The following is a 26,169-nucleotide window of genomic DNA, read 5'->3' on the forward strand; positions in this document are numbered from 1 at the left end:
AGGCCCTCTTCAAACAGAGGGCCTTTTTTTGTAACGGCACACTTACAAATTTATAAAATGAACAGCATCTCGCAAATTATTATGTCTTTACGTTGATAACACGCCGTTATTCGCTAATACTGAGGTAATAGGATTTAAAGAGATAAGAGAGCATGACAGATAAGCGCCAATTTCAAAGGGTTGCATTAAATGTTCCGGGAAAACTTGCCCACAACGATAGCGAAATAGATGTCATTGTTCATGATGTATCCCTACAAGGAATTAAACTCCTCGCTAGTGAAACTGAACTGGCTAAATTGCCTTTCGATAGTCATGACCCATACGTGGCTAATTTTAGATCCAACGAAGATAGCCCTCTCATCACACTGTATATAGAGCAACTTTATCGGCATTCAGATAGCCGCAAGTCGAAGGTGTCTTTAGGATGTAAGGTGTCACAAATGGATATAAGCTGCGTCAGTGCCCTACGACGCTTAATTAGTTTAAATAGCCCAGATGACAACATTGATGAAAAAGATCTCAATGCGTTAGTCAATGCTGTTTATGAACACGCTAATTAACATCTACTGTTCGATATATATTATCTTACTGTTCCAATGCATCTAGTGCTTCAGACAGGCGGGCTACCGGTATTACCTTCATGCCCTGCATGGCTTGTTTCGGCATATTAGCTTTTGGCACTATTGCACGTTTAAATCCGTGCTTCGCGGCTTCAATGATGCGTTCGGTGCCATTGGGAACAGGCCTAATTTCACCCGCTAGACCCACTTCGCCAAAAACAATAAGATCGTTAGGCAGCGAGCGATTTCTAAAGCTTGAAATCATTGCCAATAGCAAAGCCAAGTCGGCGCCAGTCTCTGTTACTCTTACCCCACCCACTACATTCACAAACACATCTTGATCGTTCATTTGAACGTTGCCGTGGCGATGAAGTACGGCAAGTAACATCGACAGCCTGTTTTGATCAAGGCCCACCGCAATCCGCCTTGGATTAGACATTTGTGAATAGTCTACCAGCGCTTGAATTTCTACAAGTAATGGACGGGTGCCTTCCCAGATAACCATAACGCTGGAGCCTGGGGTTTCATTCTCGTCACGACTTAAAAATATGGCAGACGGGTTTTTTACCTCTTTCAAACCTTTTTCAGTCATCGCAAAAACACCCAGCTCATTGACCGCACCAAATCGGTTTTTATGGCTGCGCAAGGTGCGATAACGCCCATCGCTTTCCCCTTCCAACATCATCGAACTATCAATGCAGTGCTCAAGCACTTTGGGTCCTGCAAGGTTGCCATCTTTGGTCACGTGGCCAACGATAAACATGGCGATATGATTTTGTTTGGCAAAGCGAGTTAGATAGGCTGCACCCTCTCGCACTTGAGACACACTACCCGGTGCTGATTGAACGTCAGCAACGTGCATAACTTGAATCGAATCGATAACCATTATTTTTGGTTTTTCAGTCAGTGCTAGTTCACAAATTGTCTCGACGTTGGTTTCGGCTAGCATCATCAAGTTGTCATCAGGTAGGGACAAACGCTTAGCGCGCATAGCAACTTGCTGTAGCGATTCCTCACCGGTCACATACAGTGCCTTCTCAGTCTTCGCCATTTGGCACATTACCTGAAGTAAAAGCGTGCTTTTTCCTGCTCCGGGTGAGCCACCAATTAGCATTGCTGCTCCTGGAACAATGCCGCCGCCAAGTACGCGGTCCAGCTCTTTAAAACCTGAAGAAAAACGAGGTAGCGCTTCTAGGTCAATGGCGTTTAATTTTTCAATCTTTGCCGCAGTTTGCCCCGCGTACCCAGCGTTTACTTGACGCGTATTTTCTTTGGCGCTAGCTACTACAAACTCGCTGATGGTATTCCATTGTTTACACTCTGTGCATTGTCCCTGCCAACGAGGAAACTCCGCACCGCAGTCTGAACACACATAAGCAGTTTTACGTTTTGCCATTTTCCAGTTTTATCCACAACTTAAAAAGAGTATTCTATCATTAAACGGCTTTGGAATAAGTACAAGGCTTCTTGAATTTAAAGATGAAAAATGGACTTACCCGGGAAATTCAAAGGTTAAGGTCTTTTCTACCACGGCCGATAAAAACTAAAATGAAAAATGTAAACAACAAAGTTGCGCATAGATGAGTCAAGACTTAGCACAGTACGCTGACATAATCGAACAGTTAAAGCCGATGGTGAACGAGCCTGAGTTCAATCAAGTTTTACTGCAAGTTGCCTCTGATATCCCAAAGGAAAAGCGCTTCCTGATCAAAATGGAAGTAAAGCGTCTTGCAAAACCCTGCATGCGCACGATTGACCTGCGCGGACACGTGGACGGTAAATGTAAAAAATATCCCCATGAAGGTAGAAATCACTACATGGACGATATTGCTGTCGACAAGTTTGAAGAGCAGCTGCGAATATTTGGCCGCTACACGTATGGTGTTTATGAGGCTGTGCAAAGCACAGAAAATAACTTTCGCTTAATGCAGGAACGTGAGGTTGCACAAGAGCGGGTAGAAAAAGTACGTCCAGAGTTAAAAAAACGCTCTGCAGTATTAGAGCAATTTAAAGTACCCACCGTTAACCTGCTCGACTACCGACAGCGCAACACCGAACGAATGAACTTTGCGGTGGCGGTGGAGATATTTAATAAATATAACGAATCGATGCGCGGCCTCAGCGTGGACATTTCTCTTGAGGGTCTGCAGGTCAAATTATCGAAAGACACCATTTTCGAGAAAGGTGAACTACTTTTTATCTACTTCAGAGGACTCGAAAGTGAGTTCACAATGGATAAGAAAAACGGTATAGCTTACAAGCTGGTTAAAATCTCAACCAAAAACGACGTGAACTACCTCGCATTGCAACGTGATTCAGATCATCCCAACAAAAGCTTTGATCAATTTTTAGAAAGTTTTATTCACGGCAACAAGCGTCGCTATAAAGTGAATATGAATAACACTATAGAAGCGATAACCAGTAAAACCTCTGAACAGTATTTCTCACCGCGCAGCCCAACATTACCGATTTATATCGACGCTGTGAATCAAACCTTGGTGCCTCGTTTTGCAATGATGAACGAGGTAAACCGGGAAACGTTGCAATACTGGCAGGATGAAGAAGACAATTGCCGATTAAATTTTCTGCTGACTCAAGAGCGACTCAAACGCCTATTGCAGAAGTCTGAAGAAGTAAGAGAATGCTTTGTATACAGCTTTACCCATCTACAAAACAGTAAAGTGTATTTTTATTCGGCCTCTTTTGAAGAGTTAATGCAAAAAGACCTGCTTAAACAAGTGTTCTTGGGGTTCGGCTCTAAAAAAGCGAGCTGGAGAGTGTATAAGATAGCGCTTACCACAATGGTACCGGAACAGGCGCATATCCCCCTTTCCATCCCAGATTCTGTTGGGAGTAAAGTAAAAAAGCTCAATACCCCGCTTTCTGCCAGGCTTATGTCGAAGCTTAAAAATTTGCGCTACCTTGCCCATATTACCGATGTTACATCGATAACAGGGCAAGAAACTTACAACGATTTTACATTTAATCGAGACAATCTTTCGCACTTGCGTAACTTTGGTCACCCCCGAAACCGTCCTCCCGCTGACATTCAAGTTGTGCGATTCAAAAATGAAGAGTTAAGAATTGAGAGTCGCTATCGATTACGAACTCATATAGAGGCGCGTTTCAATGGTGATGACACCGTTCATAAAGGTGTCAGCGAAGATATCTCAGTTCATGGTTTAGGCCTTCGAGTAGAGTTAACAAAAGAGTACGCCGGTAGTTTAGAGGGGCGGGTTGAAGTCGCATTCCCTCGCCTTCAAGCCATTACCACTTCGTTTGACGTCATGCAGTTACAGTACGAAATCATTTATCACAATGTCGATAAGAACATTCTGCACTTAAAAGCAGCACCGGGTGATGAAGGTAAAACGGCACGAAGCTTTTTTGAAGAGCTTATAAAGAAAAACAAAGCAAACCTGCATGCGGAGTCTGACGAAGAAGATATCCCGGGTATGGGACAAGCTCTTCGCTGTATTAATGCTAGAAATGCGACCTCTCTTTCTTTTCTTATGAGCAAAGAAGGCGTTAGGTATACGCCGCAAGCGGGCATCATTGGAAAACAAGATGAGCGGATTACCCTTCTTACTACGCAGTACGCAGAGCGAGGCAAAGTAAATCTGGAATTTTTATTCCGAGATCGAAAGCAAGACTCTCCTTTCGTGCAAAACGGCGTAAAAACCGTAAAACTAGAAAATATGCCGTTGCGACAAGAACTCTTTGTCTCTTTTGACAATAGTCAAAAAGACTCACGCATAGCCATTATTCCTCGCTACTCTCACAAATTTGAAAACAACACACAGCGGCAGAATTTCATTAAAGAGGCAATGAATCGAGGACAATTTATTGCCATACACGTGATGCTTACCACCACAGGCAAACCCGACCTATCAATGCTGCAGACAGAAATAAATTACGTCACTATGTATGCAATGCACAGGGCAAGAGAGCTTGAGAAAAAGATGTGGAGTATTGCAGCTTGTGCCCACCTTGTGGACGTAACCGATGAAGTGTTAGTACGATATGGTTTTACCCCAGCTGAAATTGCGCAGAACCGAACGCTGGATGGGATGACTCAAATAAACAATCCGAAACGCACTTTAGCTGGCAGCGGGGTTAATCTAGAAGGCGCTGGCAGTGAAAACAGCTCATCACCCCAGAAACCAGAAGCTCAAAACCCACAAAACGCCTAAAAGAGGGAGTCGCTCCCTCTTTACTATTCGCTATTGGCTATTTATCTAAAAAGTAAAGCAAGCTGTGAAGGCTGCCTATACGTATGGCAACATCAGCCTTCTCGTTCACCACAGGCTTACCGTGACACGCTACACCAAGCGCCGATGTCGCCATCATCACAAGGTCGTTAGCTCCATCGCCCATGGCCACAGTTTGGGACTCTGAAATACTCCACTTTGACGCCAGCTTTTTCACTGTCTCGGCTTTCACATCAGCGTTAACCACTTCGCCTTCAACTTTCCCGGTCAATAGTCCATTTTCAATAACTAAGGTATTAGACGTGGCGTAATCAAGCTCTAATCTACGTTTTAGGTGATCAGCAAAATAAGTAAAACCGCCCGATGCAATGGCTAGCTTCCAATTGTGCTTTTTCAACTCACTAAGTAACCCTTGAATGCCAGGCATAATAGGCAGACAGTCTCTGATCTGACGCAAGCGCTCAACGGGCACACCCTTAAGACACGCAACACGGTGATGTAAACTTTCGTTAAATGCTATTTCTCCACGCATTGCCTTTTCTGTGACTTCGGCAACCTCCTGACCAACATCTGCCAACTTGGCAATTTCATCAATACACTCAATGCCAATTACGGTGCTGTCCATATCCATGACTAACAAACCACCTTCAGAAAGAGAAGGCTGAGACTGCTGTACCCCGATATCAACGTTAAACGTTTCAGATAAGGCACCAAGTAGGGATTTTAAGATTGACGTGTCTTCGTCGAGCACATTTCCTTTTACTACCACCACATCATCACCAAATTGTTGATGTAAATGATGGAAAGTTAGACTTACTGTATCGAAGTGCGACCGGGTGTCAGTTAAAATATTGCCGACTATGTAGGGTGTAAGTGCCTGTCCTATAATAGTCATTGAGGCGTGAAAAGACGCATCACTTTGCTGCATGGCAATGACACCCGCTAGCGTTGAAGCGCAATGCATATCGTCTGCTGCGTTATCACCTAACAACTGTTTAAACGTGTCGAGCACTGGTAAATCCTTAAAAGTGGAGATGGCTACATGCTACCGAATTGAGCAGAGTAATAAAATATCCGCTTTCAAATTAGTAAGATTTATCCTACTGTTACACTCATATTCACCCGTTTACGGAATTCCATGTTGGCAAAGGCTGAAACCAACTTATTGACCTCGTCAGCAAGTCATTCTCACTCGCTTTATACCGTCGTTAAACGACTGGTGCATACAGTACTGGCAAGCCTGGTAGTTGGCTTGTTTATTGCCCTGCTACTTATGCTTCAACGTTATCAAGAAGAGTGGCTACTTGCCCAAACCGAGTATGCCGGCAGTAGCGCTGCACGCCAATATGCAAAGCTTGTTTCCCCCATTATAGATACGACTGGTAATGCGAATTCCGACGCTAATTCTATTAACGATGCTACAAGAGCGCTGGCACTTAAAAGTACAGCCACTGTGTTAACCCAAGAGCCACATATTCTTGGCATTGCTATATTTGATGAAAAAGGACAGTACATTGCGCCTTTGCCAAAAACCGAAAGTGTCGTTGCTCTTAGCCAGTCTCAGGACGTGCGGCCTCTTACGTTTGTTGAGCCTATTGTAAATAATAGCGACGACGTAATTGGTTACGTTCATATTCACATGAATACAAAAGTGATATTAGAAGACCCACTAGCCCTGCGAGCACAGCTGCTGCTCATTGGGGTTATTGTTTTATTTTTAGCATTGGTGATAGGCATTTATGTAACCCGAGGCTTCTACAAGTTTAGGCCTTGGGTAATCAACAAATTCGCCCAGTTGGGTAATGATTAATATTCATCTCTATTTGCATCAGATAGTTTGAAAAAGCGATGGCTTAAAAAGGCGTGCATAGTTTGCAGATGTGATTGTCTTAATCTCATCAGGCTCTATACCAGACAGGCCTGAGAGGGCTGCAACCACATCTGTTAGGTAGTGAGGCATATTGGGCTGACCTTGCCTGCCTGACATTGGCATATCGGGCGCATCGGTTTCAAGTAAAATATGCTCTGGATGATGCCGAAGTAGATACGTCACCGTATCTCTCGTTTTCTTAGCTCGTTCGTAAGTAATTGTGCCACCAATGCCTAAACAAAATCCTCTGTCTATGTAGCGCTTAGCAACATCTATACTGCCTGAAAATGCGTGGACAACACCCCTTCCCTTAAACGAAGACGCCTTCAAGGCTTCTAGCAGCAAGTGATGAGACTTTCGGTGGTGTAAAATAACGGGAAGCCCAAAAGAATCCGCTATATTTAAATGAGCATGTAACACCTGTTTTTGAACATTCATATCAACAGGAATATGACCGTCTAACCCTGTTTCTCCAATGGCAGAGAAAAAGCCTTTAGCGTTGGATGAACAGCCTTGAGCTACAGGAGCACAGCCCTGAGCGTTGGATGAACAGCCTTTAGCGTTGGATGAACAGCCTTGAGCGTTTGGTAAAGCCCCCTCACCCACAGACAGACTTTCCTTAGTATTTACCACCGCACCAGCAACGGCTTCTTCAAACTGCTTGAGTAAAGGAGGGATTTCATCGCGCTGTTTAGGCAGGAAGTAAGGGTGCAAACCAATGGCGGTATCAATGGGAAGAATATCGCAGAAGGGCTGGCTGTTATAACTACTAAGCACTTTCCAAGACGCTGGCGTGATGCCTGGCACCATTATTCGCTTAACGCCATTTTGCTTAGCTTTGCGCAGCACTTCAGTAAGGTTGCTTTCCAAGGGGGCCAAGTTAAGATGACAGTGACTGTCTATCATGTAACCCCTCTCCGATACTCACTTCTTCGTATAACAGCAAATATGCTTTTAAAGTGCTGTTGATAAGTGGACAAATACTAAGGCATTAGTCGCTGAGTGCTCCAGCAACCAGCTTTATCAATGTTGTATTCTATACGATCGTGAAGCCTATCTTCACCGCCTTGCCAGAACTCGATTTGATGAGGAACAATTCTAAAGCCCCCCCAAAAATCAGGCACAGGAAGTTCTTTGTTCGCAAACTTGTCTTTTAACTGCTTAAATTGCGTAAGCAAGAGTGCTTTACTGCCAATTGGCTTACTTTGCTTTGAAGCATAAGCCGCTAGCTGGCTGTCTTTGGGACGGGAGAAAAAATAAGAGGCATTTTCACTGGTGGATAGCTTTTCTACCGTGCCACAAACACGCACCTGCCGCTCCATAAAAAACCAGGGAAAATGACAAGAGACTTTTGGGTTTAACGCAAGCTCTTTGGCTTTTCTACTTCCTAAGTTTGTAAAGAAAACAAAGCCATCTTTATTTACATCTTTTAAGAGCACTATACGCTGTGAGGGCTGACCGCTTTCATCCACTGTTGCCACTGTCATAGCGGTGGGATCTGGAATATTCGCATCAATGGCATCTTGCAGCCACTTATCGAATAGTTGAAAAGGTGTGTCGGTAACGTCTGACTCGCTCAAGGTTCCCTTTGAGTACTGTCTGCGCATATCTGAAATAGCCATTAATTTCTCCTGCGCAATGTTTCTACATCATTAAAAGCGACTTTTTACTAAGAGCGACACTTTATTAAGAACAGCCCTTGATAAACAGCCATACTTTGATGGTAGTCCATTGCGCATAAACAAATACTAATAAGACGTTAAAAACGAATAACGATCAGGAAGGGATCACACTAATTGCAACGACATGTAAATGAGTATTAAAAGTTGCTGTCATCGCCGTATCCAAGCGAGCGCAACGCTCGCTCATCGTCAGCCCAACCCTGTTTCACCTTAACCCAAAGCTCTAAGAACACTTTGTTGTCGAACAGGCTTTCCATGTCTTTACGGGCATGCTCGCCTATTGTTTTAAGGTGCTTACCGCCTTTGCCGATGATCATGCGCTTTTGCGTTTCGCGTTCTACCAAAATAAGCCCACTTATTCGGTACACGCCATTTTCGGCCATTTTAAACTGCTCAATTTCTACCGTGGTCGAGTATGGAAGCTCGTCACCAGTAAAGCGCATAAGCTTTTCGCGAATAATCTCTGCGGCCATAAAACGGCTAGAGCGATCAGTAATATAATCTTCAGGGAAAAAGAAGTCGCTCGGCGGAAGAGACTTAGCAACTAACTCGCGAATATCATCCACCATTTTGCCCTGCTTAGCGCTAATTGGGATGATATGTTCGAAGGTATGCTTCTCGCCAAGCTGTCTAAGGTGGGTAACAAAACCTTCTCTATTCTCTACTTTATCCATTTTATTGACGATAAGGTAACAAGGTAGTTTTGATTGCTTTACCTTTGTCAGCACCATTTCGTCGTCTGCGTTCCAGCGATCACCCTCAATCACAAAAAGAATCAAGCCAACTTCTGCTAACGAGCTAGAGGCCGCCCGATTCATATACCGGTTAATGGCACGCTTTTCATCTTGATGAAGCCCTGGCGTATCAACATATATAGCCTGATATTCACCGTCGGTGTCAATGCCTAGTATGCGATGTCGCGTTGTTTGCGGCTTTCTAGAGGTAATGCTGACTTTTTGCCCCAACAAACGGTTGAGCAAGGTAGATTTACCTACATTAGGGCGGCCAACGATAGCCACCAAACCACAGCGTGTCTGCGGTTGTGAATAATGTATTTCATTGTCATTGTTGGTCATCGAGCTTCTCCAGCGTTAGACGAGCTGCTTCTTGTTCAGCTTTGCGACGGCTGTTTCCTGACGCTTTAACAGGCTCAGGTAAACTTTCCACCGTGCAGCTAACTTGAAAGACCTGCGCGTGATCTTTCCCAGAAATCGACAGCACCTCATAAGTAGGCAGAGGTAATTTTCGTCCCTGCAAAAACTCCTGTAGACGTGTTTTATTGTCTTTAGGGTGAGCGTGGGGGTCTAACTTATTTATGCGCGTTTCCCACAGTCTGTCTATAACGTGGCGCACCTCGTCCATACCGGAGTCGAGATAAATTGCACCAAGCAACGCTTCTACCGCATCGGCTAGAATAGAGCTGCGACGATGGCCGCCACTTTTGAGCTCGCCGGGACCTAAGTGAAGTAATTCACCCATACTGGCCTCACGAGCTAGCTCGGCTAACGTATCGCCTTTCACCAGCGTTGAGCGCATACGGGTTAACTTGCCTTCAGGCACGTCTGGAAAGCGCTTGTATAACGTCTCGCCAATAATCATTCCCAATATGGCATCACCTAAGAATTCTAGGCGTTCATTGTGCTGTTTTGCCGCACTTCTGTGTGTAAAAGCTTGATCGAGCAAAGCGATATTGTTGAATGTATAGTCTATCGCCTTGTAAAGACCACGATATTTATCTATTCCCTGCATTAACGAATGCCACCTGTACGCTCAAATCGAACGCCTGTTGGGATCCAAGTTGGCAACATATCTTGTGGCTTGCGCTCAAATTCAAACGAAATCCAAATTGCTACCGCTTTGCCGACTAAGTTCTCATCGGGTACGAAACCCCAAAAACGGCTATCACGGCTGTTATCGCGGTTATCACCTAACACAAAATAATTGTTTTCAGGCACAATCCATTCATTGCGGCGCGTTCCGGGTTGCGTATAAAAATTCACTGGAGAAATATCGCGCAGCGGATGGCGTAAAATATCGTGCTCTATGTCGCCAAGCGATTCGGTATAACGCATTAGCTGCGCCATATCCTGAACAAATTCACCACGCTCTTGGAAAGACAAAGGCACGGCCTCAAGTGCTGGACAGTTTTTACTCTCGACACATTTAGGCTTTATGTACACCTGCTTATTTTGATAAACCACAGTATCGCCTGGCATGCCTATCACGCGCTTGATGTAATCGATGCCGGTATCCTCTGGATACTTAAACACCACCACATCGCCACGCTCTGGCGCTCCGGTCTCAATCAGCTTACTGCGAAATACAGGGTCTTTGACACCATACGCAAACTTTTCAACCAATATAAAGTCGCCAACGAGCAGCGTTGGCATCATAGAGCCAGACGGTATTTGAAATGGCTCATATAAAAATGAGCGCAACACTAATACGAAGGCAATAACCGGAAATATTTGCTGTGATGTATCCACAAGATACGGTAATTGTGGATCTTCGCCGTAGCTAGCATTCTCGGCAACTGCTGACGCCTGTAAACGTGCTTTGCGCTTTGGTGCAAACACCACACTGTCAACTAACCATATAAGCCCTGTAATCAGCGTCAATGCAACCAAGATAAGGGAAAAGTAATTTGCCATTATTTACCTACCTTCAATACAGCAAGGAAGGCATCTTGCGGCAGCTCAACGTTACCAATCTGCTTCATGCGCTTTTTACCTTCTTTTTGCTTTTGAAGTAGCTTTTTCTTACGGCTAACGTCGCCGCCATAACATTTTGCAATAACGTTTTTGCGCAGCTGTTTCACCGTACTACGAGCGACAATATGGTTACCAATAGCCGCTTGAATAGCAATATCAAACATTTGACGCGGGATAAGCTCGCGCAACTTCTCAACGAGTTCTCTACCGCGACCTTGCGAGTTATCTCTGTGGGTGATTACTGCTAGCGCATCAACGCGTTCAGCGTTAATCAGAATATCCACTCTCACCATGTCTGAAGTTTGGAAGCGTTTAAAGTTGTAATCGAGTGACGCGAAACCTCGACTTGTCGACTTCAAGCGGTCGAAGAAATCAAGCACTACCTCTGCCATGGGCAGTTCGTATGTTACAGCAACCTGCTTGCCGTGATAAGTCATGTTGGTTTGCATACCGCGCTTTTCAACACACAAAGTAATAACGTTACCAAGGTATTCTTGAGGCACCAAAATATTGGCCTCAACAAGGGGCTCGCGAATTTCAGCAATGTCATTAACTGGTGGTAATTTCGCCGGACTATCAACGGTGAGTATTGCGCCTTTGGTGGTCTCAACTTGGTAAATTACCGTTGGCGCTGTGGTGATCAGGCCAAGGTCATACTCTCGCTCAAGACGCTCTTGGATAATTTCCATGTGAAGCATGCCGAGAAAGCCGATTCTAAAACCAAAGCCTAGCGCTGCAGAGCTCTCTGGCTCGTAAAATAAGGACGCGTCGTTTAGGCTTAGCTTTGCTAGCGCATCGCGGAAGTCTTCATAATCGTCTGAACTAATGGGGAAGATACCCGCGTAAACCTGCGGCTTTATCTTTTTAAATCCGGGCAGCATGTCGGTGGCAGGTGCTTTTGCAAGTGTAATAGTATCGCCCACTGGCGCGCCCTGAATATCTTTAATGCCGGCAATAATGAAACCCACTTCACCAGCGCGAAGAATACCGGTATCGAGCGCTTTAGGTGTAAACACACCAATTTTATCCACTTGATGGCTTTGGCCGTTAGACATAATTTGAATTTTGTCTTTCTTGTTGAGTTGCCCTTCAACAATACGTACCAATGAGACAACGCCTTGGTAATTATCAAACCATGAATCGATGATAAGTGCTTTTAGTGGCGCTTCTCTGTCCCCACCTGGAGGTGGGATTTTATTGACGATAACTTCGAGTACGTCTTCAATACCAATGCCGGTTTTCGCTGAACAACGTACCGCTTCTAGTGCATCAATACCGACAATGTCTTCAATCTCTTCTGCCACACGGTCTGGATCCGCTTGAGGTAAGTCTATTTTGTTAAGGATAGGCACCACTTCCATATCCATCTCAATGGCGGTGTAGCAGTTTGCTAGGGTCTGTGCTTCTACGCCCTGCCCCGCATCAACCACCAGTAGCGCACCTTCACAGGCAGCCAGTGAGCGAGATACTTCATAGGTAAAGTCAACGTGACCTGGTGTATCGATGAAATTAAGCTGATACGTTTCACCGTTTTGGGCGCTGTACTCTAGCGTTACGCTCTGCGCTTTTATTGTAATTCCACGCTCTTTTTCTAAATCCATGGAATCTAGAACTTGCTCAGCCATTTCGCGAGTTGAAAGCCCGCCACAATGTTGAATAAGACGGTCTGACAATGTCGATTTACCGTGGTCGATATGGGCGATAATACTGAAGTTACGAATGTGCGATTGTTGCATAATGCTGGAATTTACCTGCAGAAAAATTCATTAAACGAAAAAATACTGCGCGCTATACGTTAAGACGTAAACGCGACGCGTGCGGATTTTACCCATTTATGGGCGGAAAAGCGAATTAGCAGCGAGTATATTTTGCTAAACAGCACAAGCCATGAGACGAGACAGTAAAATTCAGCCTTAAATAAGCTTTTCACTCACGTTCTAGAGGTTCTGCTTTAAGTAGGACAGGTCGATACTTTGCAGACTCTACCCGCTGTAACTTCTTAGCCGTATATCGATACACTAACACCGTTGCAATAGTGCTTGGGAGTATTCCCCATAATTCATGAGTTAGACCAATCGTAGGCAGAAGGTAGGAGGCTAGCGAGAAGCAGCCGATAAACATAAATAGAGGAAGAAGATAAAGCCATGCCGAGGCACTTAGCACGCCGGCCTCAGGCACACCAATAGTGACACTTTGACCAACAGAAACCGTCATTGGTGTAGACAATGTTAGACGCTGCATTTTCGGTGCGAGCGCGCGCGATATAGCGCCCGTACCGCAATCACTTTGTGCCTGACAACTGCTACAGGTCGATTTTATTGCTGACTCTACCGTGACGCTATCACCGTCAACCGCCACCACCGTCGCAGACTCCTCAATCATCGCTGTTATTCACCGCGCTAATTGAGGTGGCAATCGCCTTTGCCGTTTGAAGTGGAATTTCGCCTAACACCGTTACCTGTGCTTTACCTGCTTTTAACGTAAGAAACGTACTCACCTCATTGCGCAAAGCGATATCGCCTCCCAGTGCATCCTCAATAGGTTGAACGTACACAGACACATCTACCAAGCCATCACTGTACATTTTATACTCTACCACCTGACCGGTCAGTGCTAGTCGTCGTGTATCTCGTTTCACCTCTTTCATACCCACAGGAAGGTAGTTAACTTCCCACCCATGAGCGCGAGATTGACTGCTTGCCATCATAATTGGCTCAGGCAAAGACGACGGATTAATTCTGGCAAAATAGGGAGACGGCGATGCCATCACAGAAAATGCGCTAATTTGTATTTGTTCCAGTAAGGCGCCCTGTAAATCCAGCATATTAAGCTTTAATAGCATGCCCGACTCTTCATCAAGCCAAAGCTGGTAGCCAAACCGGGTGTTGTCCCTACTCACAATTCTAATTTGCTGTGCAGAACGACCAGCGACTCTAGCCCGGCCAACTAATACAAATTCGTAACTCTTTAGCAGCTTCTGTGGACTATGAAGGAGAATATTGGGAATGGGCCCATTGATAAAACGAGAGCGAATGCTGTAAGGCTGTGTATCAGGCTCAAATACACTCACGATACCGTCAACGCGGATAAGCTCGCGGCCTGGCCCATTTTGCAAATTCAACTGCTCTACTTCAGTACCGTCATCCAGTACGCCGTGACGCCAAAGGTATGGCACCGTTTCTTTACCAACGGTGGTTTGAACAAACGATACCTGGTAATTGGCAGAAGAGATGAGTGATTGAAGGCGTTGTAACCACTGTACCGGTGTTTGCAGTGCGTTAGTTTCTCTCTCTACCGCCGACTCTGTTTGTTTTACTGTATCTGCGTTGGCCTCTCTTTCTGTTGCGTTTTTTGCTTGGCTATTTGACTCAAGGCTATTAGACTCAAGGCTATTTGACTCAGGGCTAGTTGAAAGAGACGAATCGCTTGATTGCGCATGAACACAGAGAGGAGAGAAGATTGATAAAGCCCCTGTGATGAGGAGAACAAATTGGTTACAGCGCATTTTCCTTGCCTTTAAAACAGACATACCAGCACGTGCAAGTGCTGGTATGCAAAGTTACTAATAATAGATACTAGTTGAAATGGTGGCGTTGCCACAATCGCCTATGGGCGGTTAGTATCGTCAGAGGCTTTTTCTTCCTCTTCGGCCTGCACCTGTTTCAATTTTATTTGTTGCTCATGGTCGGCGATAAGCGCGTTAATTTTACGCTTCTTCTCAAGCACTTCATTCATGTCGTTGCGTGGCAACGTCCGAGTTTGCTCAAGACTTACCGGCGCTAAACCACCTTGAGGACCCGCAGTGGGTGCCGTCATGAATGGCTCTGTAGGCGCTGGCTGATTAAGGTGCTGAACACCTAAAATAACGGCTAACGCTACCGACGCTGCAACGGCAAACTGACCAGATTGAGTTGCAAATGGAACCACATTCCCAATGATGGGGATTGAGCGCCAGCGAGACTCTTTGGGTGCCACAATCGCAGGTTCATCTGCCAAGGCCGCAGCAATGCTAGCTGTAATATCCATTTCTGGCGCTACGCTTGCTTCTTTGCGCATGGTACCACGGATGACATGGTATCGCTGCCATTTAGCTTGAAGCTCTGCATCATGCTTGATCGCGTCGATGATTTTATCGTCTTCTGCTTCACCATCCATGAATGCGGACAATTTTTCTTGCTGTTGCGTCATATATTCATATCCAGATCGTTTTTGATCGTTAACTACCCTAACACAGCTGTTAGTCATCCCAAAAAAGAGAAAGTTCATCTTTTTTGAAGTTTATTTAAATTAATTTTCCAACAGCGGCTGAATGACTTTATCAATGGCTTCTCTGGCCCTGAATATACGCGATCGCACGGTACCTACAGGACAAGACATTACACTGGCAATTTCTTCGTAGCTTAACCCTTCAATTTCACGCAGCGTTATCGCCATACGAAGGTCATCAGGCAGTTTTTCCACCACTTTAAATAACGTCTCTTCTAGCTCATCCGACAGCAAGCTCCGTTCGGGAGTCGATTGCTCTTTTAGCGCGTCACTACCTTCATAGTAGTCGGCTTCTTCAGCATCCACATCGCTTGCGGGGGGCTTTCGGCCTTGAGAAACGAGATAGTTTTTAGCGCTATTTACCGCAATGCGATAAAGCCAGGTGTAAAAGGCACTGTCTCCGCGAAAATTGGGGAGCGCTCTATATGCTTTTATAAACGCTTCTTGTGTTACGTCAGCAACATCACCTGTATTTTTAACGTATCGAGACACTAGGTGCATAACTTTGTGCTGGTAACGGGTTACCAACAAGTTAAATGCGTTTTTATCACCACGTTGTACTCTTTCCACCAGTTGCTGGTCGGTTACTTGCTCGCTCATTCGAGCCATTACTCCCTACTTCATATCCACAATAGCTCTATTAAGCCTGTTTATAGACGTGTTCTATTTAAAAAAGTTCTGTTAAAGCATTAATTATTTTAAATAATACCATGTTCACGCCCTAAGAATTATTGTGTTTTGCCACTCATCCATTAGACTTGCTGAACCTTTGCTTGTATATATTGATGTAAAAATACATGAAATCTGGATCGTCTTCACTAACTTCCACACCAAATGCCATAGAACATCGATGTGATGTGTTAATAATCGGAAGCGGCGCAGCTGGGCTAAGCCTTGCGTTAAGGCTCGCTGACCACTGTCAAGTTATTGTGTTGAGTAAAAGCGACCGAAATGAAGGCTCAACACGTTACGCCCAAGGTGGTATTGCTGCCGTATTCGATGAACAAGATTCAATCGATGCACATGTTAGCGATACGCTAATGGCCGGTGGCGGCCTTTGTGAGGAGCCAGCAGTTCGCTTTACCACCGAACGGGCAAAAGCGGCTTTGGAATGGCTAATTAGTTACGGAGTGCCGTTTGACAGAGAAAAAAGCGAATCTGGCGAAGAGAAGTTTCATCTAACCCGAGAGGGCGGTCATAGTCATCGCAGAATATTGCATGCCGCGGATGCCACCGGTGAAGCGCTGCAAATTACGCTTAACGATGCGGTATCTACTCACCCCAACATCCATTTTTTCGAGCGCTATAATGCCATTGACCTCATCCCATCGAAGACTGAGAAAAACCAGTGCGTAGGTGCGTATGTATGGAACCGTCATCAAGAGCACGTTGAAGTTATCCGTGCGCCCTTTATTGCACTAGCCACCGGCGGGGGCAGCAAAGTATATCAATACACATCAAACCCAGATGTATCAAGCGGTGACGGCATTGCTATGGCCTGGCGCGCCGGATGTAGAGTGGCAAACATGGAATTTAACCAGTTCCACCCTACTTGCCTGTTTCATCCTCAGGCGCGAAACTTTCTCATCACAGAAGCATTGCGCGGCGAAGGCGCTAACCTTTGTCACGCTGATGGCACTCGCTTTATGCAGAAGTTTGATGAGCGTGGCGATCTTGCGCCCCGTGATGTGGTTGCAAGAGCCATAGATTATGAAATGAAACGCTTGGGCGCAGATTGCATGTATTTAGACATCAGTCACAAACCTGCCGATTTTATTGTTAAACACTTCCCTAACATCTATCGCAAATGTCGCTCCTTAGGTATCGATATTACCCGTGAGCCAATTCCGGTGGTACCGGCAGCGCATTATAGCTGTGGTGGTGTGATCACCGACTTTAATGCAAAGACCGATCTAAACAACGTTTACGCTATTGGCGAAGTCGCCTATACCGGTTTGCACGGTGCTAATAGAATGGCTTCAAACTCCTTATTGGAATGTGTGGTGTTTGCCAGTTCAGCAGCGGAGCATATTATTAACAGCCTCCCCACTAAAGATAATGACGAAACTATTGCTCCTTGGGATGAAAGCCAAGTATCAAACTCAGACGAAGAAGTTATTATTCAACACAACTGGCACGAGCTGAGACTTTTTATGTGGGATTATGTTGGTATTGTTCGAACCGATAAACGTTTAGAACGTGCTATGCGACGCATTAAGTTGTTAGAGCAGGAAATTACCGAATATTACTCCCACTTCCGAGTAAGCAACAACTTGCTTGAGTTGAGAAACTTGGTCACAGTGGCAGAACTCATTGTGCGATGCGCCATGGAAAGAAAAGAAAGTAGAGGCCTTCATTTCAATCTGGACCATCCTGAACAGCTAAGTGACACTAAGCCCACCGTGTTGACACCCAATAATCAGCTGTCGGGAGAAAGTGTTGGGGCACTCATTACTGAAGGAAGCTTCAGCGATATGCGTTGAGCTCTAGACATTCAGCGCAAACAAATAACTCTCTGGCATGCCCCTGTACACAAGAAAAGGTACGCAGTGGTAGTGTTAAACACTAAAGGTGTGCGTTAACGTAAACGGTAACGCACACTTTTTTTAATAATGCAAAAACGCGTGTAAGTGAATAATTGAGCCTTTGGCACTGGTCACTTCTAGCTCGGTACTATTTTTAGCATACGGGTTAGCACACGATTTTGATGTTGCGCTTGAAGAGCTAGCTAGGCTTTTACTGAACACGGTCAATTCATTGGGTAAATAAACGGGCTGTTTAAATTTACACGACACTTCTTTGATATAGCCGTTGCATAACGCTTTATCATCGCCTGAGCCCTGCTTTTTTTCTGCGTTATCTATGCTTTCGGCCTTGGCTTCAACCGTGTCATCAACAGTGGCTTTGTCGGCAGCATTGTCAACAAATTGAGAGATAACACAGGCCAGTGTCCACATTCCGTGGGCAATAGCAGTTTTAAAACCAAATGCCTTCGCAGAAACAGTCGATAGATGAATAGGGTTATAGTCTCCCGAAATAGCGGCGTAGCGCCTTCCTGTGTCTGAACTTGCAGTGAGCGTTGATACTAATTCTCGGTGTATGGCCTCATCACTCTTATCGGTTGAAACGTGCTCTGTCTGCGCTGCTCTTGGAGCAACATGCACCGCTTTCACCTTAACTAGGTAACTACTTACAGCTTTATAAACGCACTTTGAGTTTTGCAATGCGTCAAGTAAAACATCCACTTCCCACCCTCTTGCATGAGGTCTAACATCACTAAACCTAACCCGACATTCAACAGGCTCAGAGAGACTGCAATGCTCAAAAACCTCTACCTTGTTAGCGCAATGAATTAATCCAAGTAAAGGAAACGGGCTTTGTTTGTCTAATAAACAGCGCATTTGCAAAGGAAGAGAAAGCATTTGCAGATATAAAGGATGAACGTGTTCACTCGCAGGCCAAGCCACTTCCTGACAAAATTTACCGTAGTGTTTGTTGTCTATATTGAGGGTTTTGGTGTAAATGCGTTGCGGTAACCGTGGAGGTTTGAACTGCATTAACTGTCGCTTATCAACGCGCTTAAACAGCGATTTTGTATATTCACGAAACATTCATTTTGTCCCTAAGTCCATACCCTTTTCTGACATAAATTACCGCTCTACATAATCTGCGATAATCACGTTCAGAACATTCGTTTTTCAGTACCCAGCAAAAGTGAGCGTGATCTTTATCGGACCATTTTTGTTTTACTCGCGTCATCTCCAGACAAATCCCCCAAGGGAAAAGCTGAGACGCACCGTGAAGCTGAAATATATCATTAGTCTGAGAGCTGGTAAGTCTTTTTCTTGTCAGGTTCATAAACTTGTCACAAGAGACGCCGTCCACAATATGCACGACACCCTCGTCCGACAACATCAAATCCAGTTGGTTTAGAGAATTTCTCTGCGTTGATTGACTAAGCGCTGATTGACTAAACGCTGATTGACTGAGCTTTGATTGACTGAGCTTTGGTATACAAAAAAGCGAACAGTAAATCCATATAAAAAGCAGGGGGAGCGTGAGAGCGGTAAGGGTTGTCTCATCAATCCACGTCACAAGACTCGATGGCAAACATTGCAATACAACTAACAGTAGAGCGGATAGAGTGACGCGGTTGAACGTCACTCTGTAAGGTGAATACGATATGTGTATTCTATACTTTGACACGATTGACGACGGTTGAAATCATCGCGGCTAACTCAGGGTCGTCGCATTTTTGGTGACCCATTATCCACGCGAACAAATCAGGATCGTCGCTTGTTAGTAAACGCTCAAAGGTAACTTTTTCTTCGTAGCTTAATTCGTCGAACGCTTGCTCTACAAAAGGCAGTAATAATACATCTAGTTCAAGCATGCCGCGACGGCATGCCCACTTTAATCTCGCTAATCGTTTGGGTTCAAACATATATTCTTTAACCTCAATTGTTATCATTAAATAGTACCACGCGTGTCACCGTAGGATCACTGCTCTTTTGGTCTGATAAGCAAACTTAACGTAAAGAATTTACGACTGCCCGCCACCTCCCCCTTGATAAATCAGCTTTTTGCCATACCTTGAAACTATACGTTTCTAAAAAGAGCGCCATCATGTCATTAAAAACCCTAGATGCATTACCAAAACATTATGCTGTAACACTTGCCAATACCATGATTATATCCCTAGAGGGTGAACAAGCGGATAGCTATCTGCAGGGCCAGCTAACTGTCAATATTAATAAGTTAGATGACAAAACGGTACGGCACTACGCCCATTGCGATAACAAAGGTAAAACATGGTCAACGGGCTATCTGGCGCGATTTGGCTCAAAAATACTGCTACTGACCAATGAAGACGCTGGTGCCCGTACCCTGGCTGAGCTTAATAAGTACGGCGTATTTTCAAAAGTAGACATCGTCGATGACAGCAGCGAGTTCAATGCTTTTTTTGTTTCGGGCACTGAAGCGGTAGCCCTTTTAAGCAAACATTTTCCTGACGTGTCTTTAGACGAAGCCGATAGCGACGGTTCTCTTATCAGCTATCAAAGCGAGCATGGACTTTGCTTTAAAACCGATACGGCGCAAAAGGGTTACTTCGTAGTTCTGCACCAACAAGCTAGCGACGACGTTCAAGCAAACATAGCCAAGAACGAACTTCCCTGTTATTCACAGTCGGTGTTTGACGCCATAAAAATTGCTAGTGCTCACGCAGCTGTCAACGGAAGTACAGTGGGTGAATATGTACCCCAAATGCTAAATGTACACGCCCTTAATGCCATTGATTTTGATAAAGGCTGCTACATGGGCCAAGAAGTGGTGGCGAGAACCCGTTTTTTAGGGAAGAACAAACGTGCTGCATTCAGCTTTTGTATTGATGGAAATGTTGAGGTTTCTGCTGGAGATACTATTGAAAAGCAGCTTGGCGATAATTGGCGAAGAGCAGGCTTGGTAACAAGCGTTGCCCGCTTAGGCAATGAAACTCACTTTATGGCGGTACTTTCTAACGAGACCACCCCACAAGATTTACACAGGTTGGCTGATAATGAGGCTGTAACCTGTTACCCTTGTGCTTTGCCGTACAGTATTGAGCAACAAGCCAGCAACATCATAAAGAAACGTCGCTGATTGTTACGGCAAACGATTTACATTCATTACCCACATGGGAAAACTTAGGATTTTATATGACTATTACCTCTGATAGCGTTGTAACACTTCACTATACTGTTTCAACCGAAGATGGAACCACATTGGATTCTTCTGAAGGAAAAGAACCGCTAGTCGTGTTGCTTGGTCAACGCTTCCTTATTGAGGGACTAGAAGACGCATTAATTGGAAAAGACAAAGACGATAGCTTCAACGTGTCTATCGAGCCTGAAAAAGCATACGGAGAGCGTGTAGACGAGTTAGTTCAAACCGTTCCTCGTTCAATGTTTGAAGGTACAGAAGTTGAAGTAGGCATGTCTTTTCGTGCCACTACACCACAAGGCGAACAGTCTGTCATTATTATAGAGACCAATGATGAAGAAGTGGTTGTTGATGGTAACCATCCTTTGGCGGGTATTCCATTAACGTTTGACGTTAATGTAGTAGATATTCGAGAAGCGACTGAGCAAGAGCGCGAACATGGACACGTGCACGGACCTGAAGGTTGCGGACACGAACACTAAGCCACATGCTAAAGTGTAAAGAAAAGGGAGCGACACGCTCCCTTTTTTGCGCTCTATCAGCACCGTATTAGTTAGATAGCGTCTTCGTTCTGCTCACCGGTTCGGATTCGAACCGCACTTTCTACGTTATAAACAAATATTTTGCCGTCACCAATTTTACCTGTTTTGGCCGCCATTTGAATAGCATCTAATGCTTGTTCCACGCGCTCGTCGTCAAGCACTAACTCAACCTTAATTTTAGGGAGGAAATCGACTTGGTATTCAGCGCCGCGGTACAGTTCAGTGTGCCCTTTCTGCCTGCCGAAACCTTTTACCTCAGTAACGGTCATCCCTGCAATACCGACTTCAGCTAATGCTTCCCTTACATCGTCCATTTTAAATGGCTTAATGATAGCTTCAATTTTTTTCATGACTACAACTCATCATAGATTGTTGGAATGGGTACACGCTTATGCTGTGTACGTTCATAAATATAAAGCAATTTCTCTTCCACTTCAGCGGAAACTGGCTTACCTTCCAGAAAATCATCGATTTGATCGTACGTCATTCCCAGCGCTTGCTCATCTGCTTTCTGTGGAGACAGGCTTTCCAAGTCGGCTGTGGGGGCTTTGGTGATCACGTTATGAGGCGCACCTAAATGCGATGCCAGTGCTCTAACTTGGCGTTTACTTAAACCAAAAAGCGGGGCTAGGTCGCAAGCACCGTCGCCGTATTTAGTATAGAACCCTGTAATATTTTCAGCCGAGTGATCGGTACCTAGCACAAGCCCATCCACCATGCCGGCAATCTCATATTGCGTGACCATACGCGCTCTCGCCTTAACGTTGCCTTTCACAAAGTCTTGTTTGGCAGTACTGTCAGGAAGCAACCCCGTCTCTTTCAACGCGTTCGTTGTAGAAGTATGTATGGCATCAACGCCTGGTTGAACATTGACGGTCACAGAGTGTGAGGGTTGAATAAAATCGATAGATTGCTGTGCATCATCTTCATCAGCTTGAGTGTCATAAGGAAGTCTGACCGCTATAAACTGGTAGTTTTCATGATTTTCTTTATTCAGTTCATTGACGGCAAGCTGTGCTAATTTGCCCAAAGTACATGAATCTATCCCGCCGCTAATACCTAGCACTAAAGAGTTTAACCCTGAGGTGAGCAACTGTTTTTTAATAAATGACACTCTTCGCGCTACCTCAAATTCAACATCGATTTCAGGAAGCACTTGCATCTCTTCAATAACTGCTTGTTTTTGCATCATAATATCCACGTGTTTTTAAGCGTCTTAGTCGGTGAGTTTACGATATTATCTGTATAGATGTTAGTGGCAAGATTAAATGCCACGGTAATCGTAGTACTTGTAGTAGGCTTATCATAAAGACGTATAGCGAACTATGCGCAATAGAAGTAAAACATACGCTATGCCCAACCACTTTAGTGTACGCTAAATACTGGCGTTTTTGTTTATCAAATTCTGCATACGGGATTAAAAAAGTGTCAGATTTTGACCAAGAACTTTAAGTAATTATGATAAAAAGTCGAATGAAAAATAATAGGCAAGTTACAGTAAACCAAGCAGGGCTCACCCTATTAGAGCTGCTCATTGCCATAGCGATTGTTGCTATTATGCTAACGACGGTTGCCCCTGCTATACAAAGCATTCTGATAAAAAGCAGGATCACTTCAGACCTTAACAGCTTAAGCGCAGTGGCTCAGCGTGCTCGATTTACAGCAGTAGATGAGCAATCAAACGTTGTTATGTGTCCAACCAAAAATTACACAAGCTGTGTAAGCAGCTGGAAAAACGCCACCATGATTTTCGTTGATGATGATGGTAACGGCTCCCGTGATACTTCTGAAACGCTTATCACTACCAGCGATCCACTCAATAGCGCAAATACAATTTACGGCATATCGGGCACTATCACCTTCAATGAGCAAGGGGGTATAAGCCAAGCAGCCACCATTACGCTTTGCCCAAAAGACAATAGCAGCGAGTATGCTTCAGCACTGCTTCTCTCGCTGTATGGCCGAATTTCAGTAGCAATAGACAGTGATGGGGATGGCACGAAAGAAGACTTAGCGGGCGCAGATTTGAGCTGTTCATAAGCTAAGCTGTTCATAAGCAGTGAGCTTAATGAGCCAACCAACACTGCCTTGGCAATAAGGCCGTGTTGGTGACAACAAGCGTCCGGCAAGGGGCTTTGCTATCAAAATACGTAAGCACTGCCTTAAACTCGTAATGACTAGTACTGCTCGCTACTTCCTTAATTTTTACACCACCAGTGTCTATATCGGGTAACTTTGATAGCGGAACAAAGGCACCACTACTAAGCCAATAGCGCGACTGAATGGCCTGAAGTTTTATCATGTGGCTTTTCGCCAAATAGCGAGACGTTACCCTTTTTCCTGATTGATAAGACTGCATTGTTAATGTGGTTAAAATACCCACGATACACAGTACAATTAACAGCTCAACAAGGGTAAGCCCTCTCCTCTTAAAACAATTACCTTCCATAGTACAGATTACCTGCGCCTTAATTTCTCTATAGATTAACCATATCAATTCACCCTATTTGGCATAACCGACCCCAAGCATGGTTTATAACAACGCCGTTAAGTACAAACAGCACATAAATGGTTTAACGTTACTGGAGCTAATGGTCACACTCTCCATCTTTATTACTACACTGCTTTTAGCTGCGCCTTCCTTCGCACAGTGGCACGAGGCGAACAAGTTTAAACAGGCTCTTCGTCATGTCAGTAGCCTTGCTGAGGCAGCTAGAGTAGTCGCCGTAGCCTCACAATCAAATGTGTCATTTGTGGTAGACGTTACAGGTGGTCAGTGTGCGGGAACTAGCCGACTAGTATCCTGTGATTGCGCAGCCCCTAATGCCTGTAGCATTGATGGAAAAGAGTACGCATTCTTAGCAACGCAATCAGGAATGACTCTGACAACCGCGAACAATAAGAATCGCATTGTTACCTTTAGCAAATTCGGCGCGGTAAACTTCGGGAATAATACGACCATCACGGTAAAAAGCCCGTCTCATTCAGGCAAGGTGGTGATAAGCGCCTTGGGACGAATTAAACACTGCTCCACATCCAGCCTAAGCGGTGTTGCCACATGTTGAAAAGCAAAGGGTTTAGTCTTGTAGAGCTGCTTGTGGCCACTGGCATAGCAAGTACTTTATTGGTTTTGGCGTCCCGTCATACTGCATTCTTTTACAGTGCGCTGTTAAAAGTTCAACATACCGTTGCCATTGAAGCCGAATTTCAGTCACTGCAGCATGTGATTACAGCTCACTTAGAACAAGCGGGTTATATAGAGCAATCAATAGCGACACAGCTTGCTGTCTCTCATGCAAGCCTGCCGTCTATTGATGTTTCTCGTTTTAGCTCCGAAGCGCCAAATAGCTGTTTTACCTTCTCTTACGATAAAAATAGTGACGGCACTATTACGCTTGCACCAAATGAGTTTTTTGGTTTTAGGTTACGAGATAAGGCCATTGAATATCGCGTTGGGAAACGAAGCTGTTCGCAAACTCATTGGCAAGACCTAACCGACACCAAAGATGTTAGCGTGAGTGAATTTTCAATTACCCGATTACACGTAAGTGGATGGGGCGTTACCTATGAAATATACATTAAAGCCTCTAGCAGAGTATTTTCTGGCGTAGAAGCCTCAACAACATTTATTGTAGAGGTAGCCAATGTTCAATAGCGCTTTGTTGAATAGCATACTATCAACTCGCTATTCGTTGACTCGTTTTTCGTTAAAAAGCATCGCAGATGCAATGAAGATGCTGAGTGCTTACCGACGAAAACAGCAAGGTCTTTTTATTATTTCGTCTGTGCTTGTATTGCTGAGTATTGCGGCATTCACCTTAACTAGCGTAACCGTTGCTGTTAGCGACTTTCAAGCAGTTCAGGAAGCTTTAGGAGTGACCCAGGAACGCTACTTAGACACAAAAAAAGAGATGCGCAATATTAGCTCTCAGCTTCGTACTCAACCTCCCAACGCAGTTGCATTAGGTAATACATCGATAGCGCACACTATTATGTCTAGTGTTTATCATGGGAGTGGAGCTCAAACCGTGAAAGCCTTCGATATAACGCTGCATCACGCTAAATCTAATACCAAAGTTAAACAACGTTTTTTACGATACCCATCGCTTATCAAAATACCCACTACATTACAGGCCACCATACCCGATACACACCTCACCCAGTGGCTTTTTAACAGAAGCACCTCTGCATTAATGCCAACATATTTTCCATTAAGTGTTGTTGCAAGTTCATGTACCGATTTAGATGAGGCAACCATGCATTGGATAAACGGAGACTGTGAACTTAACAACAACGACGTAGATCATAGCAGCAGTGTAAATCCGATGCTGCTTATCATTAAAAACGGCCATTTAACTGTGCTAGGCGGAACGTCTTTTTATGGCGTGATCATTTTATTATCAGACGATGGAATTACTTACTCTGCAACAGTGAAGTACGGTGCTAGCATAAATGGAGCTCTCACCTCCTCGCATACTATTACTGTGAAAAATGATGGTGCCATCACGTACTCGCCACATGTTTTGCGCACTCTCCAACAGGCACCCAAGCTGGCTAAGATTATTGCGGTTCCCGGTAGCTGGCATGCAAAGTTCTAATACAGCCATAGACAACGTTTTTAGAGGAA

At 44.7% G+C, this 26,169-nt stretch carries 27 protein-coding genes; 10 read left to right on the forward strand and 17 right to left on the reverse strand.

The features are described from left to right. Positions 1–152 precede the first annotated feature (152 nt). Positions 153–560 (forward strand): PilZ domain-containing protein, encoded by a 408-nt coding sequence (locus V7R39_RS14230; RefSeq protein WP_334031494.1) that lies wholly within the window; start codon positions 153–155, stop codon positions 558–560. Between the two features lie 25 nt (positions 561–585). Here V7R39_RS14230 and radA read toward each other — a convergent pair whose 3' ends face one another. After that, the gene (gene radA, locus V7R39_RS14235) at positions 586–1,956 is read right to left on the reverse strand and encodes a DNA repair protein RadA (protein WP_334031495.1); all 1,371 of its coding nucleotides are present in this window, start codon (positions 1,954–1,956) and stop codon (positions 586–588) included. Positions 1,957–2,140: 184 nt separating this feature from the next. Here radA and V7R39_RS14240 point away from each other — a divergent pair, with 184 nt between their 5' ends. Continuing rightward, positions 2,141–4,753, forward strand: a complete 2,613-nt coding sequence (locus tag V7R39_RS14240) for a PilZ domain-containing protein (RefSeq protein ID WP_334031496.1) — start codon at positions 2,141–2,143, stop codon at positions 4,751–4,753. A 37-nt stretch (positions 4,754–4,790) separates the two neighbouring features. Here V7R39_RS14240 and serB read toward each other — a convergent pair whose 3' ends face one another. Beyond that, a complete protein-coding gene (gene serB, locus V7R39_RS14245; RefSeq protein WP_334031663.1) occupies positions 4,791–5,735 on the reverse strand; it encodes a phosphoserine phosphatase SerB in 945 nt (314 codons plus the stop codon). A gap of 174 nt (positions 5,736–5,909) precedes the next feature. Between serB and V7R39_RS14250 the strand changes: the two genes are divergently transcribed. Then, entirely contained in the window at positions 5,910–6,581 is a 672-nt protein-coding gene (locus V7R39_RS14250) for a hypothetical protein (protein ID WP_334031498.1), read from the forward strand. A gap of 18 nt (positions 6,582–6,599) precedes the next feature. Here the strand turns inward: V7R39_RS14250 and V7R39_RS14255 are convergent, their stop codons facing one another. From V7R39_RS14255 to rpoE, 10 genes are all read right to left on the reverse strand, one after another. Further along, positions 6,600–7,547 carry a TatD family hydrolase gene (locus V7R39_RS14255; RefSeq protein ID WP_334031499.1) on the reverse strand — a complete coding sequence of 316 codons (948 nt, stop codon included), beginning with the start codon at positions 7,545–7,547 and terminating at the stop codon, positions 6,600–6,602. A gap of 77 nt (positions 7,548–7,624) precedes the next feature. Then, the gene (gene pdxH, locus V7R39_RS14260) at positions 7,625–8,263 is read right to left on the reverse strand and encodes a pyridoxamine 5'-phosphate oxidase (RefSeq protein ID WP_334031500.1); all 639 of its coding nucleotides are present in this window, start codon (positions 8,261–8,263) and stop codon (positions 7,625–7,627) included. A gap of 197 nt (positions 8,264–8,460) precedes the next feature. Beyond that, a complete protein-coding gene (gene era, locus V7R39_RS14265) occupies positions 8,461–9,399 on the reverse strand; it encodes a GTPase Era (RefSeq protein WP_334031501.1) in 939 nt (312 codons plus the stop codon). Continuing rightward, complete coding sequence (gene rnc, locus V7R39_RS14270) at positions 9,386–10,072, reverse strand: ribonuclease III (protein WP_334031502.1); 687 nt, start codon at positions 10,070–10,072, stop codon at positions 9,386–9,388. The genes era and rnc overlap by 14 nt, the downstream gene beginning before the upstream one ends. Next, positions 10,072–10,974: a signal peptidase I gene (gene lepB, locus V7R39_RS14275; RefSeq protein WP_334031504.1), complete on the reverse strand. Its 903-nt coding sequence runs from the start codon at positions 10,972–10,974 to the stop codon at positions 10,072–10,074. Before lepB ends, rnc begins: the two co-directional genes overlap by 1 nt. Further along, positions 10,974–12,770 (reverse strand): translation elongation factor 4, encoded by a 1,797-nt coding sequence (lepA, locus tag V7R39_RS14280; RefSeq protein ID WP_334031506.1) that lies wholly within the window; start codon positions 12,768–12,770, stop codon positions 10,974–10,976. Before lepA ends, lepB begins: the two co-directional genes overlap by 1 nt. A 190-nt stretch (positions 12,771–12,960) precedes the next feature. After that, on the reverse strand, positions 12,961–13,416 hold the full coding sequence (locus V7R39_RS14285) for a SoxR reducing system RseC family protein (protein ID WP_334031508.1): 456 nt from the start codon (positions 13,414–13,416) through the stop codon (positions 12,961–12,963). After that, positions 13,409–14,539, reverse strand: a complete 1,131-nt coding sequence (locus tag V7R39_RS14290; protein WP_334031509.1) for a MucB/RseB C-terminal domain-containing protein — start codon at positions 14,537–14,539, stop codon at positions 13,409–13,411. The genes V7R39_RS14285 and V7R39_RS14290 overlap by 8 nt, the downstream gene beginning before the upstream one ends. A 101-nt stretch (positions 14,540–14,640) precedes the next feature. Beyond that, complete coding sequence (locus V7R39_RS14295; RefSeq protein ID WP_334031511.1) at positions 14,641–15,222, reverse strand: sigma-E factor negative regulatory protein; 582 nt, start codon at positions 15,220–15,222, stop codon at positions 14,641–14,643. 99 nt (positions 15,223–15,321) lie between these two features. After that, positions 15,322–15,900, reverse strand: coding sequence for an RNA polymerase sigma factor RpoE (rpoE, locus tag V7R39_RS14300; RefSeq protein ID WP_032096904.1), 579 nt, complete (start codon positions 15,898–15,900; stop codon positions 15,322–15,324). Positions 15,901–16,097: 197 nt separating this feature from the next. Between rpoE and nadB the strand changes: the two genes are divergently transcribed. Continuing rightward, a complete protein-coding gene (gene nadB, locus V7R39_RS14305; RefSeq protein ID WP_334031512.1) occupies positions 16,098–17,783 on the forward strand; it encodes an L-aspartate oxidase in 1,686 nt (561 codons plus the stop codon). Between the two features lie 123 nt (positions 17,784–17,906). Here nadB and V7R39_RS14310 read toward each other — a convergent pair whose 3' ends face one another. Beyond that, positions 17,907–18,911, reverse strand: coding sequence for a MaoC family dehydratase (locus tag V7R39_RS14310; RefSeq protein ID WP_334031513.1), 1,005 nt, complete (start codon positions 18,909–18,911; stop codon positions 17,907–17,909). Positions 18,912–19,492: 581 nt separating this feature from the next. Then, positions 19,493–19,771, reverse strand: a complete 279-nt coding sequence (locus V7R39_RS14315; protein ID WP_200883152.1) for an FAD assembly factor SdhE — start codon at positions 19,769–19,771, stop codon at positions 19,493–19,495. A 155-nt stretch (positions 19,772–19,926) separates the two neighbouring features. Between V7R39_RS14315 and ygfZ the strand changes: the two genes are divergently transcribed. Both ygfZ and V7R39_RS14325 read left to right on the forward strand, forming a co-directional pair. Continuing rightward, positions 19,927–20,940: a CAF17-like 4Fe-4S cluster assembly/insertion protein YgfZ gene (gene ygfZ, locus V7R39_RS14320; RefSeq protein WP_334031514.1), complete on the forward strand. Its 1,014-nt coding sequence runs from the start codon at positions 19,927–19,929 to the stop codon at positions 20,938–20,940. A gap of 56 nt (positions 20,941–20,996) precedes the next feature. After that, entirely contained in the window at positions 20,997–21,482 is a 486-nt protein-coding gene (locus V7R39_RS14325; RefSeq protein ID WP_334031515.1) for an FKBP-type peptidyl-prolyl cis-trans isomerase, read from the forward strand. A gap of 71 nt (positions 21,483–21,553) precedes the next feature. Here V7R39_RS14325 and V7R39_RS14330 read toward each other — a convergent pair whose 3' ends face one another. Next, on the reverse strand, positions 21,554–21,892 hold the full coding sequence (locus tag V7R39_RS14330) for a P-II family nitrogen regulator (RefSeq protein ID WP_334031517.1): 339 nt from the start codon (positions 21,890–21,892) through the stop codon (positions 21,554–21,556). A 2-nt stretch (positions 21,893–21,894) separates the two neighbouring features. Then, a complete protein-coding gene (gene nadE, locus V7R39_RS14335) occupies positions 21,895–22,731 on the reverse strand; it encodes an ammonia-dependent NAD(+) synthetase (RefSeq protein WP_334031664.1) in 837 nt (278 codons plus the stop codon). Between the two features lie 284 nt (positions 22,732–23,015). Between nadE and V7R39_RS14340 the strand changes: the two genes are divergently transcribed. Then, positions 23,016–23,582, forward strand: a complete 567-nt coding sequence (locus V7R39_RS14340) for a GspH/FimT family pseudopilin (RefSeq protein WP_334031519.1) — start codon at positions 23,016–23,018, stop codon at positions 23,580–23,582. Positions 23,583–23,607: 25 nt separating this feature from the next. Here the strand turns inward: V7R39_RS14340 and V7R39_RS14345 are convergent, their stop codons facing one another. Beyond that, positions 23,608–23,991: a type IV pilin protein gene (locus tag V7R39_RS14345; protein WP_334031520.1), complete on the reverse strand. Its 384-nt coding sequence runs from the start codon at positions 23,989–23,991 to the stop codon at positions 23,608–23,610. A gap of 79 nt (positions 23,992–24,070) precedes the next feature. On the opposite strand from V7R39_RS14345, the gene V7R39_RS14350 reads away from it, so the two are divergent. The 3 genes from V7R39_RS14350 to V7R39_RS14360 are packed head-to-tail and all read left to right on the forward strand — an operon-like array spanning position 24,071 to position 26,140. Further along, on the forward strand, positions 24,071–24,607 hold the full coding sequence (locus V7R39_RS14350; RefSeq protein ID WP_334031521.1) for a GspH/FimT family pseudopilin: 537 nt from the start codon (positions 24,071–24,073) through the stop codon (positions 24,605–24,607). Continuing rightward, entirely contained in the window at positions 24,601–25,197 is a 597-nt protein-coding gene (locus V7R39_RS14355) for a prepilin-type N-terminal cleavage/methylation domain-containing protein (protein ID WP_334031522.1), read from the forward strand. The genes V7R39_RS14350 and V7R39_RS14355 overlap by 7 nt, the downstream gene beginning before the upstream one ends. Next, a complete protein-coding gene (locus V7R39_RS14360; protein WP_334031523.1) occupies positions 25,187–26,140 on the forward strand; it encodes a hypothetical protein in 954 nt (317 codons plus the stop codon). Before V7R39_RS14355 ends, V7R39_RS14360 begins: the two co-directional genes overlap by 11 nt. Positions 26,141–26,169 lie beyond the last annotated feature (29 nt).

Origin of the sequence: Alteromonas sp. P256 (assembly GCF_036864455.1) — a bacterium.
GTDB lineage: Bacteria > Pseudomonadota > Gammaproteobacteria > Enterobacterales > Alteromonadaceae > Alteromonas.

Coding starts and splice junctions, on each gene's coding strand:
- V7R39_RS14325 (WP_334031515.1), top strand. CDS start 20,997: ATGACTATTACCTCTGATAGCGTTGTAACACTTCACTATACTGTTTCA.
- V7R39_RS14355 (WP_334031522.1), top strand. CDS start 24,601: ATGTTGAAAAGCAAAGGGTTTAGTCTTGTAGAGCTGCTTGTGGCCACT.
- V7R39_RS14350 (WP_334031521.1), top strand. CDS start 24,071: ATGGTTTATAACAACGCCGTTAAGTACAAACAGCACATAAATGGTTTA.
- V7R39_RS14360 (WP_334031523.1), top strand. CDS start 25,187: ATGTTCAATAGCGCTTTGTTGAATAGCATACTATCAACTCGCTATTCG.
- serB (WP_334031663.1), bottom strand. CDS start 5,735: ATGCATTGCGCTTCAACGCTAGCGGGTGTCATTGCCATGCAGCAAAGT.
- nadB (WP_334031512.1), top strand. CDS start 16,098: ATGAAATCTGGATCGTCTTCACTAACTTCCACACCAAATGCCATAGAA.
- V7R39_RS14255 (WP_334031499.1), bottom strand. CDS start 7,547: ATGATAGACAGTCACTGTCATCTTAACTTGGCCCCCTTGGAAAGCAAC.
- V7R39_RS14310 (WP_334031513.1), bottom strand. CDS start 18,911: ATGTTTCGTGAATATACAAAATCGCTGTTTAAGCGCGTTGATAAGCGA.
- ygfZ (WP_334031514.1), top strand. CDS start 19,927: ATGTCATTAAAAACCCTAGATGCATTACCAAAACATTATGCTGTAACA.
- lepB (WP_334031504.1), bottom strand. CDS start 10,974: ATGGCAAATTACTTTTCCCTTATCTTGGTTGCATTGACGCTGATTACA.
- V7R39_RS14240 (WP_334031496.1), top strand. CDS start 2,141: ATGAGTCAAGACTTAGCACAGTACGCTGACATAATCGAACAGTTAAAG.
- V7R39_RS14340 (WP_334031519.1), top strand. CDS start 23,016: ATGAAAAATAATAGGCAAGTTACAGTAAACCAAGCAGGGCTCACCCTA.
- nadE (WP_334031664.1), bottom strand. CDS start 22,731: ATGCAAAAACAAGCAGTTATTGAAGAGATGCAAGTGCTTCCTGAAATC.
- era (WP_334031501.1), bottom strand. CDS start 9,399: ATGACCAACAATGACAATGAAATACATTATTCACAACCGCAGACACGC.
- V7R39_RS14330 (WP_334031517.1), bottom strand. CDS start 21,892: ATGAAAAAAATTGAAGCTATCATTAAGCCATTTAAAATGGACGATGTA.
- V7R39_RS14285 (WP_334031508.1), bottom strand. CDS start 13,416: ATGATTGAGGAGTCTGCGACGGTGGTGGCGGTTGACGGTGATAGCGTC.
- pdxH (WP_334031500.1), bottom strand. CDS start 8,263: ATGGCTATTTCAGATATGCGCAGACAGTACTCAAAGGGAACCTTGAGC.
- V7R39_RS14230 (WP_334031494.1), top strand. CDS start 153: ATGACAGATAAGCGCCAATTTCAAAGGGTTGCATTAAATGTTCCGGGA.
- V7R39_RS14290 (WP_334031509.1), bottom strand. CDS start 14,539: ATGCGCTGTAACCAATTTGTTCTCCTCATCACAGGGGCTTTATCAATC.
- V7R39_RS14315 (WP_200883152.1), bottom strand. CDS start 19,771: ATGATAACAATTGAGGTTAAAGAATATATGTTTGAACCCAAACGATTA.
- V7R39_RS14295 (WP_334031511.1), bottom strand. CDS start 15,222: ATGACGCAACAGCAAGAAAAATTGTCCGCATTCATGGATGGTGAAGCA.
- rnc (WP_334031502.1), bottom strand. CDS start 10,072: ATGCAGGGAATAGATAAATATCGTGGTCTTTACAAGGCGATAGACTAT.
- V7R39_RS14250 (WP_334031498.1), top strand. CDS start 5,910: ATGTTGGCAAAGGCTGAAACCAACTTATTGACCTCGTCAGCAAGTCAT.
- lepA (WP_334031506.1), bottom strand. CDS start 12,770: ATGCAACAATCGCACATTCGTAACTTCAGTATTATCGCCCATATCGAC.
- rpoE (WP_032096904.1), bottom strand. CDS start 15,900: ATGAGCGAGCAAGTAACCGACCAGCAACTGGTGGAAAGAGTACAACGT.
- V7R39_RS14345 (WP_334031520.1), bottom strand. CDS start 23,991: ATGGAAGGTAATTGTTTTAAGAGGAGAGGGCTTACCCTTGTTGAGCTG.
- radA (WP_334031495.1), bottom strand. CDS start 1,956: ATGGCAAAACGTAAAACTGCTTATGTGTGTTCAGACTGCGGTGCGGAG.